Genomic DNA, 17,122 nt, shown 5'->3' with positions numbered 1-17,122 from the left:
GCCATGTCGTTCTGTGAGCCAAGGAGTTGGGATCGCACGTTGTCTTCCTAAGACCCTTGGCCTCCGACTTAGCCGGATCGGCGAGTACCTGGTCGACGGCCCCCTCCAGATCAAGCGCGCCATCCCGTCCCTGGCGCTCCTGCCGCTGCTGATCCTCTGGCTCGGCATCGGCGAGGCCATGAAGGTGACCGTCATCGCGCTCGGCGTCGCCGTCTCGATGTACGTCAACGCTCACGCCGCCCTGACCTCGATCGACGGCCGCTATCTCGAACTCGCCCGGGTCCTGCGGCTCAGCCGCGGGCGCTACCTGCGCGCGGTCGTGCTGCCCGGCGCGCTGCCCGGGTTCTTCACCGGGCTGCGGCTCGGCGTCACCTCGTCCTGGCTCGGCCTCGTCGTGGTCGAGCAGATCAACGCCACCAGCGGGATCGGCTACATGATGTTCCAGGCCCAGCAGTACGCCCAGTCCGACGTGATCATCGTCGGCCTCGTCGTGTACGGCGTCCTCGGATACGCCTCCGACGCCGCCGTGCGCGCGGCCGAGAGGAGGGCGCTGTCATGGCGGCGCACCGTGACCGGCTGACCGCCGCGCCGGCCCCCGGACAGGCGCCCGCGTCCGCGCTGCGCGCCGAGGCCCTGGTACGCCGCTACGGCGGGCGCACCGTGCTCGACGGCCTCGACCTCACCGTCGCACCGGGCGAGTTCACCGCGCTCCTCGGCCGCAGCGGCTCGGGCAAGTCCACGCTGCTGCGCGCGGTCGCGGGCCTCGACCGGGACGTCGCGGGCTCGGGCAGGCTCGACGTCACCGACCGCGTCTCGCTCTCCTTCCAGGACTCCCGGCTGCTGCCGTGGGCGCGCGTCCTCGACAACGTCGCCCTCGGCCTCACCGGGGCCGGCGCCCGCCGCAGGTCGCTGACCGCGCTCGAAGAGGTCGGCCTCGCGGGCCGCGAACGCGCCTGGCCGCACGAGCTGTCCGGTGGAGAGCAGCAGCGCGCCGCACTCGCGAGGGCTCTGGTGCGCGAGCCCGAACTCCTCCTCGCCGACGAGCCGTTCGGCGCGCTGGACGCTCTGACCCGGATCAGGATGCACGACCTGCTGCGCGAACTGTACGAGCGGCACAGGCCCGCCGTCCTGCTCGTCACCCACGACGTGGACGAGGCCGTCGAACTCGCCGACCGCGTGCTCGTCCTCGACCGCGGCAGGCTCGCCGTCGACCTGCCGATCGGCCTGCCCGCCCCGCGCGCCCGGCGCGACCCGCGCTTCCAGGAGTACCGCGACACGCTGCTGGCCGCGCTCGGCGCGGCACCCGGACACCGGGCCGGCCCGGTCCCCACCGCCCGTCCGGCCCCCGCGCACCGCGTCGCCCCCGCCCCCGCCCCCGCCGACACCCCGGAGGAGACCCGCCGATGACCACCGCTGACCGTCCCCGCCTGCACCTCAACGCCTTCCTCATGTCGACGGGGCACCACGAGGCGTCCTGGCGGCTGCCCGAGTCCGACCCGTACGCGAGCACCGACATCGGCCACTACCGCGAACTCGCCCGCATCGCCGAGCGCGGAAAGCTCGACTCGGTCTTCCTCGCCGACAGCCCGGTCCTGATGGGCGACCCGGGCCGCCGCCCGGCGGGGAAGCTGGAACCCACCGTGCTGCTCGCCGCGCTCGCCGGCGCCACCGAGCGGATCGGACTGATCGCGACCGCCTCGACCAGCTACAACGAGCCGTACAACCTGGCCCGCCGCTTCGCCTCCCTCGACCATCTCTCGGGGGGCCGCGCAGGCTGGAACATCGTCACCACCGCGGGCGCGGACGCCGCCCGCAACTTCGGCCTCGACGACACCCCGCCGCACCGCGAACGCTACGCGCGCGCCGCCGAGTTCGTGGACGTCTCCGCCGAACTCTGGGACAGCTGGGCGGACGACGCCGTCGTCGCGGACAAGGAGCGCGGCGTGCACGCTGATCCCGCGCGGGTGCGGCGCGTCGAGCACTTGGGGCCGTACTTCCGCGTCGAGGGCGCCCTCAACGTGCCCCGCCCGCCGCAGGGTCACCCCCTGCTCGTCCAGGCGGGGTCGAGCGAGGACGGCAAGGACTTCGCCGCCCGCTACGCCGAGGCCGTCTTCACCGCGCAGCAGACCCTCCAGGAGGCCGTCGCCTTCTACCAGGACGTCAAGCGCAGGGCGCTGCGTCTCGGCCGGGACCCCGGCACGGTCAAGATCCTGCCCGGCATCGTGCCCGTCATCGGCGACACCGAGGCCGAGGCGCGCGACCTCGACGCCGAGCTGGACCGGCTCATCGTGCCCGAGTACGCGCGGCGCCAGCTCGCCAGGACGCTCAGGCTCGACGAGTCGGCGCTCGACCTCGACGCGGAACTCCCCGAAGGGCTCCCCGAAGAGGACGAGATCGAGGGCGCCAAGAGCCGCTACACGCTCATCGTGGAACTCGCGAGGCGCGAACACCTCACCGTGCGGCAGCTGATCGGCCGGCTCGGCGGCGGCCGCGGCCACCGCACCTTCGCCGGAACGCCCGTTCAGATCGCGGACACCATCGAGGACTGGTTCGGGCGCGGTGCGGCCGACGGGTTCAACGTGATGCCCGCCGTACTGCCGTCCGGGCTCACCGCGTTCGTCGACCGCGTGGTGCCGGTCCTCCAGGAGCGCGGCCTGTTCCGCACCGAGTACGAGGGCACGACGCTGCGCGAGCACTACGGGCTCGCCCGCCCGGCCAACCGGTTCTTCGACGCCCCACCGGCCCCGCTGCCCGGTGCCGGCGCAGACCGCCCGGCGTAGGGCCTCTCGTGTGGACCATGCCGGGCTCGGGTGCCCCGGCACCGCGTCTCGCGGCGTTGCCGTCGGTCGCCAGGGCTCCGCCCACGACTCCCTCCTCCGCCGTGCTGCACACAGCACAGGCCCCCGCCCGCAGATCCGCCCTGAGTCAAACGAAAGACCCTGGGCCGGCCGGGCGAGCGCGCCGCCCGCGTCGACTCGTCGACGGAGTGAGCGGACGACGACGCAGTACCGTCCCTTCGGACGCACGGGCGTCCGGGCCAGCGCGCCCTGTGCCCGGACGCCGACCGGATCGACCTCCACCAGGTGCACAGGCCGCGGCCCGGCGCCGGCCGCGACGAGACCCCCGGCGCGCTCTCCGCCCTCGTCCACCAGGGCAGGATCCGCCACGTCGGCGCCTCCACCTTTCCGTCCTCCGAGATCGTCAGGGCCCGATCGTCAGGCCCCGGTGGACCGCGCGGCGGCGCGAGCGGGGCGTCTCTGAGCAGCCCCCGTACGCGCTGCTCGTGCGCCGCATCGAGCGCGGGATCGCGAGATACTGCCGGTCGCGCAGGAGAACGGGCTGGCCGTCATCCCCTGGAGCCTCCCCTCGCGGGCGGCCGGCTCTCCGGCCGCCGCCGCAAGGGCGCGCCGCAGCCGGAGCCGAGCCGCGCCGACCAGGGCGCGCGCTCCTGCACCGGCGCCGCGGAGAACGCCGCCGGGCCGGAGGCCGCGGACGCGCTCGCCCGCCTCGCCGAGGAGACCGGGCTCCCCCTCGTCCGCCCCCCGCTCGCCTTCGTGCTCGAACACCCGGCGGTCACCTCGGCGATCATCGGCCCGCGCGCCATGGAGCAGCCGGGGGCCCAGCTCGGCGCGGACAGGACCAGGCTCTCCCAGGACGTGCTCGACCGCGTCGACGAGATCGTCACGCCCGGCACGAACCGCGCGCCGCGCGACAGCGGCTGCGTCCCGCGGGCCCTGGCCGGCGCCGCGCTGCGCCACCGTGCCCACTGACCGCCAACTCGCCTTTCAGAAGGGCCCGTTGCCCGGCGCAGGCCGCTGCCACCTGAGTACGCCCGGAGCGGCGGACCGTGGGGGAAACCGGCAAAACCCGGACGCGGCAGCCTCCCGCGACCTACCCTCTAGCTGTGTCAGGCGAGTTCGGCCGGGTGCTCGTTGTCGACGACAACCGCGTGATCCGGCAGCTGATCAGGGTCAATCTCGAACTGGAGGGTTTCGAGGTCGTGACCGCGGCCGACGGCGTCGAGTGCCTTGAGGTCGTCCACGACGCCGCCCCCGACGTCATCACGCTCGACGTCGTGATGCCCCGCCTCGACGGCCTGCGCACCGCTGCCCTGCTGCGCGCCGACCCCCGCACCCGCGACCTGCCGCTCGCGCTCATCAGCGCGGGGCTCCAGCACGAGGCGGAGGCCGCACACCGCGCGGGCGCCGACGCCTTTCTCGCCAAGCCCTTCGACCCCGCCGACCTGGTCAGTCTCGTCCGGCGGCTGGCCGGGGCGCACCCGCGCGCCGCCGCCGTCCGCCGCCCCGTCGAGCCGGGCCGCAGCCGCCGCTGCTGACGGCCCCCGGGCAAACCGGCTCGCGAAGAGGGGCGGGTCCTCCCATACGCTTGTCCTGTGACCCCCGCCGAGCTCTCCCGCACCGTACGGCACGCCGTGTGCCGCGCGGTGCGCGACGGCGAGCTCGCGGTGGCCGTCCCCGAGAGGGTCCACGTCGAGCGCCCACGCCCCGGCGGCACCGGCGACTGGACCACCAACGCCGCACTCCGCCTCGCCGCCGAGGCCGGCCGGCCGCCCCGCCGGGTCGCCGAGGTACTCAGGGACCGTCTCGCGTCCCCCGCGTTCGCCCGCGTCGACATCACAGGCCCCGGCTTCCTCAACTTCACCCTCGCCGCGCCCGCCGCGCAGCCCGCGCTCGCCCGGATACGCGCCGAGGGCGCGCGCTACGGCCACGGCGACGTTCTCGCGGGCCTGGTGCTCCGCTTCGCCCCCGCGGCCGAGCCGCGCGCCGCCGCCTGGATGGCCGCCGCGGTGCGCCTGCTGCGCACCCAGGGCGCCGACGCGGCCGTCGAGCCGGGCGGCACCGAGACCGTACGGGTCGTGCCCGCGCCCGCCTCGTACGACCCCGCGGCGCTCGGCCCCGACGCGAGCCGCTGGGCGCTGCTGCGGCCTGCCGCCCACGACCGGCCGCGCACCGACCCGGGGCCGCTGCTCGCGCAGCGCGAGAGCAACCCGCTGTTCCTGGTCCGCTACGCGCACGCCCGCGCCCGCGCCGCGCTGCGCGCCGCGCCCGCCTTCGGCCTCGCCCCGGACGCCGCCACCCCGGACACCCTCGGCCGCGGCCCGGCCCGTACGCTGCTCGACGTCCTCGCGGACCACCCCCGCGTCCTCGCGGCCTCCGCCCGCCACCGCGCGCCCGACCGGCTCGCGCGCCACCTCGAAGCGACCGCGGACCACACCCTGCGCTTCCTCGCGGAGAGCCGCCCCCTGCCCGTCGGCGACGAGAAACCCTCGGCCGCCCACCGCGCCCGGCTCGCGCTCGCCGAAGCCGCCGGGACGGTGCTCGCAGGCGGCCTGACCCTGCTCGGCGTCGACGCACCCGCACACCTCTGAAAGAGCCCACCAGCCATGACCGCTTCCGCCAAGTCCGCCGCCGCGCAGCCGGGACCCGACCTGCCCGCCGACCTCAACACGCTCGACGAGAAGGTGTGGGCGCAGGGCGTCGCCCGGGGTGCCGACGGCGTCGTCACCGTGCAGGACCTCGCCGTCACCCGCCTCGCCGAGGAGTTCGGCACCCCCGCGTACATCCTGGACGAGGCCGACTTCCGCGCCCGCTGCCGCGCCTGGAAGGACGCCTTCGGGCCCGGCGCGGACGTGTACTACGCGGGCAAGGCGTTCCTGTCCCGCGCCGTCGTGCGCTGGCTCGCCGAGGAGGGCCTGCACCTCGACGTGTGCTCGGCCGGCGAGCTGGCCACCGCCCTCGACGCCGGCATGCCCGCGGAGCGCATCGGCTACCACGGCAACAACAAGACACCCGCCGAGATCGAGCGCGCCGTCGCCGCCGGGGTCGGCCGCATCGTCGTCGACTCCTTCCAGGAGATCGCCCGCGTCGCCCACGCCGCCCGCGCGCTCGGCGTGCGGCAGAAGGTGCAGATCAGGGTCACCGTCGGCGTCGAGGCGCACACCCACGAGTTCATCGCCACCGCCCACGAGGACCAGAAGTTCGGCCTCGCGCTGGCCGGCGGGCAGGCCGAGGAGGCCGCCCGCCGCATCCTCGGCCACGACAGCCTCGAACTGACCGGCGTGCACTCCCACATCGGCTCGCAGATCTTCGACATGGCCGGTTTCGAGGTCTCCGCCCGCCGCGTGGTCGAACTGCTCGGCCGCATCCGCGACGAGCACGGCGCCGAGCTGCCCGAGATCGACCTCGGCGGCGGCCTCGGCATCGCCTACACCCCCGCAGACGACCCGCGCGAGCCGCAGGAGGTCGCCAAGCGCCTCGCCGAGATCGTGGGCCACGAGTGCGACGCCGCCGGCCTGCGCACGCCCCGCATCTCCGTCGAACCGGGCCGCGCCATCGTCGGCCCCACCGCCTTCACGCTGTACGAGGTCGGCACGGTCAAGCCGCTCGAAGGGCTCCGCACCTACGTGAGCGTCGACGGCGGCATGTCCGACAACATCCGCACCGCCCTGTACGACGCCGAGTACAGCGTCGCCCTGGTCTCCCGGGCCTCCGACGCCGAGCCCATGCTCGTACGGGTCGTCGGCAAGCACTGCGAGAGCGGCGACATCCTCGTGCGCGACGCCTACCTGCCCGCCGACCTCGCCCCCGGCGACCTGGTCGCGGTGCCCGCGACCGGCGCGTACTGCCGGGCACTCGCGAGCAACTACAACCACGCCCTCAGGCCGCCGGTCGTCGCCGTGCGCGACGGGGCGGCCCGGGTGATCGTCCGGCGCGAGACGGAAGAAGATCTTCTCCGTCTGGACGTGGGATGACGAGACAAACATCTCGGAATCTGGACGGTGGCAGGAAACTTCCTGGCCGTGCACGAGACTGGTGAACACCCCCGCTCAAGGCCGCGGGGCTCGACGAAAGGCGTAGGTCGGATGATGCGTACGCGTCCGCTGAAGGTGGCGCTGCTTGGCTGTGGCGTGGTCGGCACAGAGGTGGCGCGCATCATGACGACGCACGCGGACGACCTCGCCGCCAGGATCGGCGCGCCGCTCGAACTCGCCGGGATCGCCGTCAGGCGCCCCGGCAAGGTGCGCGAAGGCATCGACCCCGGCCTCGTCACCACCGACGCGACGGCACTGGTCAAGCGCGGCGACATCGACGTGGTCGTGGAGGTCATCGGCGGCATCGAGCCCGCGCGCACCCTCATCGCCACCGCCTTCGAGCACGGCGCCTCGGTCGTCTCCGCCAACAAGGCGCTGCTCGCGGAGGACGGCGCCACCCTCAACGAGGCCGCCGAGCGCCACGGCCGCGACCTCTACTTCGAGGCCGCGGTCGCCGGGGCGATCCCACTGGTCAGGCCGTTGCGCGAGTCCCTCGCCGGCGACCACGTGCAGCGCGTGCTCGGCATCGTCAACGGCACCACCAACTTCATCCTCGACCGCATGGACACCTCGGGCGCCGGCTACTCGGAGGCGCTCGACGAGGCCACCGCGCTCGGCTACGCGGAGGCCGACCCGACCGCGGACGTCGAGGGCTTCGACGCGGCGGCGAAGGCGTCCATCCTCGCGGGCATCGCCTTCCACACCCGCGTACGCCTCGACGACGTGCACCGCGAGGGCATCACCGAGGTCACCTCGGCCGACCTCGCCTCCGCCAAGCGCATGGGCTGCACGGTCAAACTCCTCGCGATCTGCGAGCGCGCCGCCGACGGGAAGTCCGTCACCGCCCGCGTCCACCCCGCGATGATCCCTCTCAGCCACCCGCTGGCCTCCGTGCGCGAGGCGTACAACGCGGTCTTCGTCGAGGCCGAGGCCGCGGGGCAGCTGATGTTCTACGGGCCGGGCGCGGGCGGCGCGCCCACCGCGTCCGCCGTCCTCGGCGACCTCGTCGCCGTCTGCCGCAACAGGCTCGCCGGGGCCAGGGGTCCCGGGGAGTCCGTGTACGCGCGGCTGCCCGTCAGCCCCATGGGCGACGTGGTCACCCGCTACCACATCAGCCTCGACGTCGCCGACAAACCGGGTGTGCTCGCCCAAGTGGCGACGGTCTTCGCCGAGCACGGCGTTTCCATCGATACCGTCCGTCAGAAGGGCAAGGACGGCGAGGCATCCCTCGTCGTGGTCACGCACCGGGCCTTCGACGCCGCCCTCTCGGGCACCGTCGAGGCGCTGCGCGGACTCGACACCGTGCGCGGTGTCGCCAGCATCATGCGTGTTGAAGGGGAGTAGGGACCCATGACCATCGCAGTCGACCGCGGCCCCGCACAGGGCACCCACCAGTGGCGCGGCGTCATCGAGGAGTACCGCGACCGGCTTCCGGTCGACGCCGCGACGCAGGTCGTCACCCTCAGGGAGGGCGGCACGCCGCTCGTGCCCGCACAGGTGCTCTCCGAACGCACCGGCTGCGAGGTGCACCTCAAGGTCGAGGGCGCCAACCCCACGGGTTCGTTCAAGGACCGCGGCATGACCATGGCCATCACCCGGGCCAAGGCCGAGGGCGCCCAGGCCGTGATCTGCGCCTCCACCGGCAACACCTCGGCCTCGGCCGCCGCCTACGCGGTACGCGCCGGCATGGTCTGCGCGGTCCTCGTGCCGCAGGGCAAGATCGCCCTCGGCAAGATGGGCCAGGCCCTCGTGCACGGCGCCCGCATCCTCCAGGTCGACGGCAACTTCGACGACTGCCTCACGCTGGCCCGCTCGCTCGCGGACAACTACCCTGTGTCGCTGGTCAATTCCGTCAACCCGGTCAGGATCGAGGGCCAGAAGACCGCCGCCTTCGAGATCGTGGACGCCCTCGGCGACGCCCCCGACGTGCACGTCCTGCCCGTCGGCAACGCCGGCAACATCACGGCGTACTGGAAGGGGTACCGGGAGTACGCCGCGGACGGACCCGCCACGCACACCCCCCGCATGTGGGGCTTCCAGGCCTCCGGCTCCGCGCCCATCGTGCGCGGCGAGGTCGTCAAGGAGCCGCACACCGTGGCCACCGCCATCCGCATCGGCAACCCCGCGTCCTGGCAGCTCGCGCTGAACGCCCGCGACGAGTCCGGCGGCCTCATCGACGAGGTGACCGACCGCCAGATCCTCCGCGCCTACCGGCTGCTCGCCGCGCAGGAGGGCGTCTTCGTGGAGCCCGCGTCCGCCGCCTCGGTCGCCGGCCTGCTCAAGGCCGCGGAGGAGGGCAGGGTCGACCCCGGCCAGCGCATCGTCTGCACGGTCACGGGCAACGGCCTCAAGGACCCCGACTGGGCCGTCCAGGGCGCCCCGCAGCCCGTCACCGTACCCGTCGACGCGGCCGCCGCGGCCGACCAACTCGGCCTCGCCTGACGGCAGCCCGTACGGGCAGCCCCCGCGCGCACACGCGTCGGGTCGACCTCACCGCAGGGAGCGGCGCCAGGAACGCAGCCCCCCGCGCGCACACGCGTCGGGCGGGGCGGGGTGCCGGGAGGGGCGAGGCCGGCAGGGGACGAGGGGGAGCAGCGGGGAGGGAAGGCGGGGCAAGCGGGGAGGGAAGGCGGGGGCAAGAGGGGAGGGAACGGCGAAGGCGCACGGCCCGCACGCGACACGCATCGTGCGCCTCCCGTGCGCCCTATGTCGCGGTGCGTCTTTCCTTCGATAGGGTGGAGGGGCCCACCCCGCCGCACCTGCCGCGGTGTTGCCGCGCGTGCCGCGGTGACCGTCCCGTGTGGGCAGCCTTCCGTGGACACCACGCGAGAGCACGCAGCCGAACCCCCGCAGGCACAAGGAGAGTCGTCAGAGCGATGGCCGGTCCCGCCTTCCGCGCCGCCGCCGTACGGGTGCGCACCCCCGCCACCAGCGCCAATCTCGGTCCTGGCTTCGACGCCTTCGGCCTGTCGCTGGGGCTCTACGACGACGTCGTCGTCCGCGTCGCCGACGCGGGACTGCACATCGACATCGCGGGCGAGGGCGCGCAGACGCTGCCCCGCGACGAGAACCACCTGCTGGTGCGCGCCCTGCGCACGGCCTTCGACCTGCTGGGCGGCCAGCCCAGGGGCCTTGAGGTCGTCTGCGCCAACCGCATCCCGCACGGCCGCGGCCTCGGCTCCTCGTCCGCCGCGATCTGCGCGGGCATCGTCGCCGCCCGCGCCGTGACCATAGGCGGGGACGCCAGACTCGACGACGCGGCGCTGCTCGAACTCGCCACCGAGATCGAGGGCCACCCCGACAACGTCGCGGCCTGCCTGCTCGGCGGCTTCACCCTGGCCTGGACGGAGAGCGGCGCTGCGCGCGCCATCCGCATGGACCCCGCGCCCTCCGTCGTCCCCGTGGTGTTCGTACCGGACGCGCCGGTGCTCACGGAGACCGCGCGCGGCCTGCTGCCGCGGACCGTCCCGCACGTCGACGCGGCGGCCAACGCGGGCCGCGCCGCGCTGCTCGTCGAGGCGTTGACCAGGCGTCCCGAGCTCCTGCTTCCCGCCACGGAGGACCGCATCCACCAGGAGTACCGGCAGCCGGCGATGCCGCAGAGCGTCGCCCTGGTCGACAGGCTCCGCGAGGACGGCGTCCCCGCGATGATCTCCGGCGCGGGACCCACCGTCATCGCGCTGGTCGAGGAGGGTGCGGCCGACAAGGTCGCACGGCTGGCCGGGGAGGGGTGGGCCGCGAACCGGCTCTCCCTCGACACGGCGGGAGCGAGCGTTCTGCCGCTCGGTTCGTGAAAGGGGCGCCGGGATCTCGGAATCGCGATTGCCGGTGTGCGAGAGGGGGAATGTTTGTTGGAGCCGGTAGTGTTAACCTCAAGACTGCATTCGGAGTCTTAGTGGCCCGGTGCTTAGCGTCCCCTTTCGGGACCACCCTTCTTCCGGGAGCCTCCTCAACTGCCTGAGCAGCCTGCCTGAGCAGTTTTGAGCACGCACCGGAACCGGCACGGCCTCCCGCGCTTCTCCCCGTAGAGGGTCGAGCAGGGGGTCTCGGGCCGGGACCCACCGCACGTATGCATGTTTCTCCGCCGTATCCGGCGGGACCACCGCCCCGGCACGGTCCACAAGCAAGGGCCGCAGCCGGACAGCACAACCGGTCGCCGAGCCAGATGGCCGACGTCCGCTCCAGGGAAGGACCCTTCGTGAGCGACACCACCGATCTGATGGGCGTGACTGCCGACGACAGCGTCGACACGACCGCGCCCGCCGCAGGTGCTGCCTCCGGCACCACCTCACGGCGCCGCCGCTCCGGCACCGGCCTCGACGGCATGGTCCTGGCCGAGCTGCAGCAGGTCGCGTCCGGCCTCGGCATCAGGGGCACGGCGCGGATGCGCAAGAGCCAGCTGATCGACGTCATCAAGGAGGCGCAGGCCGGCGGCGGCGCCCCGGCCGCCAAGGACGCCGACGCCGAGGCCAAGCCGAAGCGCCGCGCCACGTCCCGCGCCCGCACGGGTGACACGCAGGCGGAGAGCGCCACGGACACCGGCTCCCAGCAGCAGATCGACATCCCCGGCCAGCCCGCGAGCGACGAGCCGGCCGCCGGGGAGCGCCGCGGCAGGCGCCGCGCCACCGCCCCCGCCGGCACCCCCGAGCAGGGCGCGGACACCGCCAAGGCGGAGCCGAGGGCCGAGGCCGCCCCCGAGGCAGAGGGCAAGCGCGACGGCGGCCAGGGCCGCCAGGACCGGGGCCGTGACGGCCAGGGCCGCGGCGACCGCCAGGAGCGCGGCCAGCAGGGCGGCCAGGGACGCGAGGGCCGCGGCGACGGCCAGGGCCGCGACGGCCAGCAGCAGGACCGCAGGGACCGTCAGCAGGGCCGCCGCGGCAAGGGCGACGGCGACCAGCAGCAGGGCGGCGGCCAGCAGGGCCGCAGGGACCGCCAGGGCGGCGCCCAGGACGACTTCGACGAGGACGGCGGCGGCCGTCGCGGGCGCCGCGGCCGCTACCGCGACCGGCGCGGCCGGCGCGGCCGCGAGGACTTCGGCGCGGAGCCGCAGGTCGCCGAGGACGACGTCCTGATCCCCGTCGCGGGCATCCTCGACATCCTCGACAACTACGCGTTCATCCGCACCTCCGGCTACCTGCCGGGCCCGAACGACGTGTACGTCTCGCTCGCCCAGGTCCGCAAGAACGGCCTGCGCAAGGGCGACCACGTCACCGGCGCCGTGCGGCAGCCCAAGGAGGGGGAGCGCCGCGAGAAGTTCAACGCGCTGGTCCGCCTCGACTCGGTCAACGGCATGGCGCCCGAGAGCGGCCGCGGCCGTCCCGAGTTCAACAAGCTCACGCCGCTCTACCCGCAGGACAGGCTCCGCCTGGAGACCGACCCGGGCGTCCTGACCACCCGGATCATCGACCTGGTCTCGCCCATCGGCAAGGGCCAGCGCGGCCTGATCGTCGCCCCGCCGAAGACCGGCAAGACGATGATCCTCCAGTCGATCGCCAACGCGATCACGGTCAACAGCCCCGAGTGCCACCTCATGGTCGTCCTCGTCGACGAGCGGCCGGAAGAGGTCACCGACATGCAGCGGTCGGTCAAGGGCGAGGTCATCTCCTCGACCTTCGACCGCCCCGCCGAGGACCACACCACCGTCGCCGAGCTGGCCATCGAGCGCGCGAAGCGCCTCGTGGAGCTCGGGCACGACGTGGTCGTGCTGCTCGACTCCATCACCCGCCTCGGCCGCGCCTACAACCTGGCGGCCCCGGCCTCCGGCCGCATCCTCTCCGGCGGTGTCGACTCGACCGCGCTCTACCCGCCGAAGCGGTTCTTCGGCGCCGCGCGCAACATCGAGGACGGCGGCTCGCTGACCATCCTCGCGACCGCGCTGGTGGAGACCGGGTCGCGGATGGACGAGGTCATCTTCGAGGAGTTCAAGGGCACGGGCAACATGGAGCTGCGGCTCGACCGCAAGCTCTCCGACAAGCGCATCTTCCCCGCGGTCGACGTCGACGCGTCGAGCACCCGCAAGGAGGAGATCCTGCTCGGCTCGGACGAGCTGTCCATCGTCTGGAAGCTCCGCCGCGTGCTGCACGCCCTCGACCAGCAGCAGGCCATCGAGCTGCTGCTGGACAAGATGAAGCAGACGAAGTCCAACGCGGAGTTCCTGCTCCAGATCCAGAAGACCACCCCGATGCCGGGCAACGGCAACGACTGACGGCCCCGCCGGCCCCGCCGGCACCCGTAGGGGAGACGGTGCCCCCTCGCGCTCGGGAAGCGCGAGGGGGCACCTTCGTGCCACCCTTGATGAACTGCCGGTGAACCCCACCGCCAGGGCCGCCGCGCCGGCGCAGAGTGGGCGCGGGGCAGGACGGGCACGCGCACGGAAGGAGCAGCGACCTCACCCGGACGCCGCACAACAGCACACAGGCGTGCCGCGCCCGCGGACCAGGCAGGGGGACCGGGCCCGAAGCCGAGGGAGACCATGACCGCCGACCGGAGCACCCGCCGCCGCACGCTCAAGGGCGTGATCGTGACCCTCGTGGTGCTCGTCGCCGTCATCGTGGGCGGCCTTGGGTACGTGTACGCCCGTCTGAACGGCAACCTCAGCGGCATCGACATCAACGCCCAGCTCGGCTCGCACCGCCCGCACGACGTCGACAACGGCTCCGAGGACATCCTCGTGCTCGGCTCCGACTCGCGCTCCGGCGCGAACGCGAAGTACGGCAGGAGCTCGGGCGCGCGCTCCGACACGGCGATGGTCGTGCACATCTACCACGGCCACACCAAGGCGTCCGTGGTCTCCATACCGCGCGACACCCTCGTCGACCGTCCCGCCTGCACGGACGACAAGGGCCGCACCGTGCAGGGCGACCGGTCGGCGATGTTCAACAGCGCCTACGAGGCGGGTGGGCCCGCCTGCGCCGTGAAGACCGTCGAGCGGATGACGGACGTCCGCATGGACCACTACGTCGAGGTCGACTTCACCGGCTTCAAGAAGCTCATCGACGAGCTCGGCGGCGTGAAGGTGACCACGACCCGCGCCATCCACGACAAGGACAGCCACCTCACGCTCGGCCCCGGCACGCACACCCTCGACGGCGAGCAGTCCCTCGGCCTCGTCCGCACCCGCCACGCCATCGGCGACGGCAGCGACCTCGGCCGCATCCAGCTCCAGCAGGCGTTCATCAAGGCGCTCATCCACCAGGTGCGGGGCATCGGCCTGTTCAGCGACCCGAAGAAGCTGTTCGACCTCGCGGACACCGCGACCAAGGCCATCACCCCGGACTCCGGGCTCGACAGCGTCGACGAGCTGATCGGCTTCGCCGGCGGCTTCAAGGACCTGTCCGCGGGGGACGTGACGATGGTCACCCTGCCGGTGAAGTACGACCCGGCGAACCCCAACCGGGTCGTACCGCTCCAGCCCGGCGCCCGCACGGTGTGGCAGGCGCTGCGCCAGGACAGGCCGATCCCGAAGTCCGCGACCAAGGGCTCCGCGGGCGACACCGGCGACGCCACCGGCGTCATCAGCGGAGGCTGAGCGGCGGCGGCCCGGTCCCGCGCGACCGCCTGGTACCGGGCGGGAACAAGGAGGCGCGGACTCCGGTTTTGGGAGATGCGGCCCCTACTGGCAAACTGGTCCGCTGGTCCCGGTTCACGTACGAGCACTTCCGCGCGTACGACCCGGCGCCCTCCCCGAACTAGGAGAAACCCGTGAAGAACGACATCCACCCGAAGTACGTCGAGACGCAGGTCAGCTGCACCTGTGGCGCGTCGTTCACGACCCGGAGCACCATCGAGTCCGGCACCATCCGCGCGGACCTCTGCTCCGAGTGCCACCCGTTCTACACGGGCAAGCAGAAGATCCTCGACACCGGTGGCCGCGTGGCCCGCTTCGAGGCCCGCTTCGGCAAGGGCGCCACGTCCGGCAAGGCCGGCTCCGCCAAGAAGTAGCGAGCACCCCGCGCCGGTCCCCGGCGCCCCGCACAGGGGCGCAGGGACCGGCGCTTTGGCGTCCCGGGCGGCCGGTGGGTCCCGCGCACGGCCGCAGGAGAGGTCGCGCCGCACCCCGAGCCCGCCACCCCGCAGCACCTTTCACCACCCCAGGAGCCCCCGATGTTCGAGGCGGTCGAGGACCTGGTCGGCGAGCACGCCGACCTGGAGAAGAAGCTCGCCGACCCGTCGGTCCACGCCGACCAGGCCAACGCGCGCAGGCTCGGCAAGCGGTACGCCGAGCTGACGCCGATCATCGGCGCGTACCACTCCTGGAAGCGGACGGGCGATGACATCGCGACCGCCAGGGAGCTGGCCGCTGAGGACCCCGACTTCGCCGCCGAGGTCAAGGAGCTCGAAGCGCGCCGCGAGGAGCTCACCGAGCGCCTGCGGCTGCTGCTCGTGCCCCGCGACCCCAGCGACGACAAGGACGTCATCCTGGAGATCAAGGCGGGCGCGGGCGGCGACGAGTCCGCGCTGTTCGCCGGCGACCTGCTGCGCATGTACCTGCGCTACGCGGAGCGCGTCGGCTGGAAGGCCGAGATCATCGACTCCACCGAGTCCGAACTCGGCGGCTACAAGGACGTCCAGGTCGCGGTGAAGACCAAGGGCGGGGGCGGCGCCACCGAGCCGGGGCAGGGCGTCTGGGCCAGGCTCAAGTACGAGGGCGGGGTGCACCGCGTGCAGCGCGTGCCCGCCACCGAGTCGCAGGGCCGCATCCACACCTCGGCCGCCGGCGTCCTCGTGACGCCGGAGGCCGAGGAGATCGACGTCGAGATCAACCCGAACGACCTGCGCATCGACGTCTACCGCTCCTCGGGCCCCGGCGGGCAGTCCGTCAACACGACGGACTCGGCCGTCCGGATCACGCACCTGCCGACCGGCGTCGTCGCCTCCTGCCAGAACGAGAAGAGCCAGCTCCAGAACAAGGAGCAGGCCCTGCGCATCCTGCGTTCCAGGCTGCTGGCGGCGGCACAGGAGGAGGCCGAGTCGAAGGCCGCGGACGCCCGCCGCAGCCAGGTGCGCACGGTGGACCGCTCGGAGAAGATCCGCACGTACAACTACCCCGAGAACCGCATTTCGGACCACCGCGTCGGCTTCAAGGCGTACAACTTGGACCAGGTGCTCGACGGCGACCTCGACGCCGTGATCCAGGCGTGCGTGGACGCCGACTCCGCGGCCAAGCTCGCCGCGGCGCAGTGACCGAGGGGCCGCCCGCGCCGGCGGCCCCGCCGCCGGGCCACCGCGGCCCCGACCGCCAGGCAACCACTCGACGCAGTCCGGAGGAACCAGCGTGCAGCCATCACACGGCGGGCCGACCGGTGCGGGCGGCGACCCTCAGGGAAGCGGCCGCCGCGCCCCCGGGCCGCGCAGCCTGCTGCTCGCCGAGGTCGCCCAGGCGACCCGGCGGCTGGCCGACGCGGGCGTGCCCTCGCCCCGCTTCGACGCGGAGGAGCTCGCCGCCTACGTGCACGGCGTGAAGCGCGGGGAACTGCACACCGTCAAGGACTCCGACTTCGACGCCCGCTACTGGGAGGCCATCGCCCGCCGCGAGGCCCGCGAGCCCCTCCAGCACATCACCGGGCGGGCGTTCTTCCGCTACCTGGAGCTCCAGGTCGGCCCCGGCGTCTTCGTGCCGCGCCCGGAGACCGAGTCCGTCGTCGGCTGGGCCATAGACGCGGTGCGCGCCATGGACGTGGTCGAGCCCGTCGTGGTGGACCTGTGCGCGGGCTCGGGCGCGATCGCGCTCGCCATCGCCCAGGAGGTGCCGCGCTCGACCGTGCACGCCGTGGAACTGTCCGAGGACGCGCTCGTGTGGACCCGCAAGAACGCCGCGGGATCCCGGGTCACCGTGCACGCGGGCGACGCCCTGCGCGCCCTGCCCGAGCTGGACGGCCAGGTCGACCTGGTCATCTCCAACCCGCCGTACATCCCCCTCACCGAGTGGGAGTACGTGTCGCCCGAGGCCCGCGACCACGACCCGCAGATGGCGCTGTTCTCCGGCGAGGACGGCCTCGACACCATCCGCGGCATCGAGCGCACCGCACACCGGCTGCTGCGGCCCGGCGGCCTCGTCGTCGTCGAGCACGCCGACACCCAGGGCGGCCAGGTCCCGTGGATCTTCAGCGAGGAGTCCGGCTGGGCGGACGCGGCTGACCACCCCGACCTCAACAACCGCCCGCGCTTCGCGACCGCCCGCAAGGCACTGCCGTGACGGCAGGGAGGCAGAATGTGCCCGCGCCCCGGGGACGCGCCCCGCGCCGCCGGGCGCACCGCGGGGCGGGGGCCGGCCGCCCGCCGTCCGCGCGG

Annotated in this window: 14 protein-coding genes; all 14 read left to right on the top strand. The window is 73.7% G+C overall.

Annotated features, from left to right (window positions below):
* Nucleotides 1-555: 555 nt before the first annotated feature.
* The 14 genes from ABEA77_RS26815 to prmC all read left to right on the top strand — a co-directional run bounded on the left by ABEA77_RS26815 (nt 556) and on the right by prmC (nt 17,027).
* Nucleotides 556-1,407, top strand: coding sequence for an ABC transporter ATP-binding protein (locus ABEA77_RS26815; protein ID WP_345652788.1), 852 nt, complete (start codon nt 556-558; stop codon nt 1,405-1,407).
* Nucleotides 1,404-2,780, top strand: a complete 1,377-nt coding sequence (locus tag ABEA77_RS26810) for an LLM class flavin-dependent oxidoreductase (protein ID WP_345652785.1) — start codon at nt 1,404-1,406, stop codon at nt 2,778-2,780. Before ABEA77_RS26815 ends, ABEA77_RS26810 begins: the two co-directional genes overlap by 4 nt.
* A gap of 267 nt (nt 2,781-3,047) precedes the next feature.
* Nucleotides 3,048-3,770 (top strand): aldo/keto reductase, encoded by a 723-nt coding sequence (locus ABEA77_RS26805; RefSeq protein WP_345652798.1) that lies wholly within the window; start codon nt 3,048-3,050, stop codon nt 3,768-3,770.
* A 134-nt stretch (nt 3,771-3,904) separates the two neighbouring features.
* On the top strand, nt 3,905-4,336 hold the full coding sequence (locus tag ABEA77_RS26800) for a response regulator (RefSeq protein WP_345652783.1): 432 nt from the start codon (nt 3,905-3,907) through the stop codon (nt 4,334-4,336).
* A gap of 57 nt (nt 4,337-4,393) precedes the next feature.
* Complete coding sequence (gene nrtL / locus ABEA77_RS26795) at nt 4,394-5,389, top strand: ArgS-related anticodon-binding protein NrtL (RefSeq protein WP_345652780.1); 996 nt, start codon at nt 4,394-4,396, stop codon at nt 5,387-5,389.
* A gap of 15 nt (nt 5,390-5,404) precedes the next feature.
* Entirely contained in the window at nt 5,405-6,772 is a 1,368-nt protein-coding gene (lysA, locus tag ABEA77_RS26790) for a diaminopimelate decarboxylase (RefSeq protein ID WP_425588397.1), read from the top strand.
* Nucleotides 6,773-6,886: 114 nt separating this feature from the next.
* Nucleotides 6,887-8,176, top strand: a complete 1,290-nt coding sequence (locus tag ABEA77_RS26785; RefSeq protein ID WP_345652795.1) for a homoserine dehydrogenase — start codon at nt 6,887-6,889, stop codon at nt 8,174-8,176.
* Nucleotides 8,177-8,182: 6 nt separating this feature from the next.
* Entirely contained in the window at nt 8,183-9,274 is a 1,092-nt protein-coding gene (gene thrC, locus ABEA77_RS26780) for a threonine synthase (RefSeq protein ID WP_345652777.1), read from the top strand.
* Between the two features lie 434 nt (nt 9,275-9,708).
* Nucleotides 9,709-10,626, top strand: a complete 918-nt coding sequence (gene thrB, locus ABEA77_RS26775; protein ID WP_345652775.1) for a homoserine kinase — start codon at nt 9,709-9,711, stop codon at nt 10,624-10,626.
* A gap of 404 nt (nt 10,627-11,030) precedes the next feature.
* Nucleotides 11,031-13,037, top strand: coding sequence for a transcription termination factor Rho (gene rho / locus ABEA77_RS26770; RefSeq protein WP_345652772.1), 2,007 nt, complete (start codon nt 11,031-11,033; stop codon nt 13,035-13,037).
* 267 nt (nt 13,038-13,304) lie between these two features.
* A complete protein-coding gene (locus tag ABEA77_RS26765; RefSeq protein WP_345652770.1) occupies nt 13,305-14,360 on the top strand; it encodes an LCP family protein in 1,056 nt (351 codons plus the stop codon).
* A gap of 173 nt (nt 14,361-14,533) precedes the next feature.
* Entirely contained in the window at nt 14,534-14,773 is a 240-nt protein-coding gene (rpmE, locus tag ABEA77_RS26760; RefSeq protein WP_345652768.1) for a 50S ribosomal protein L31, read from the top strand.
* 162 nt (nt 14,774-14,935) lie between these two features.
* Complete coding sequence (gene prfA, locus ABEA77_RS26755; protein WP_345652765.1) at nt 14,936-16,015, top strand: peptide chain release factor 1; 1,080 nt, start codon at nt 14,936-14,938, stop codon at nt 16,013-16,015.
* 172 nt (nt 16,016-16,187) lie between these two features.
* Entirely contained in the window at nt 16,188-17,027 is an 840-nt protein-coding gene (gene prmC, locus ABEA77_RS26750) for a peptide chain release factor N(5)-glutamine methyltransferase (RefSeq protein WP_345652793.1), read from the top strand.
* Nucleotides 17,028-17,122 lie beyond the last annotated feature (95 nt).

The sequence above is a fragment of the Streptomyces tremellae genome (assembly GCF_039540215.1).
Lineage (GTDB): Bacteria > Actinomycetota > Actinomycetes > Streptomycetales > Streptomycetaceae > Streptomyces > Streptomyces tremellae.
This window is presented reverse-complemented; position numbering and strand designations above follow the sequence as displayed.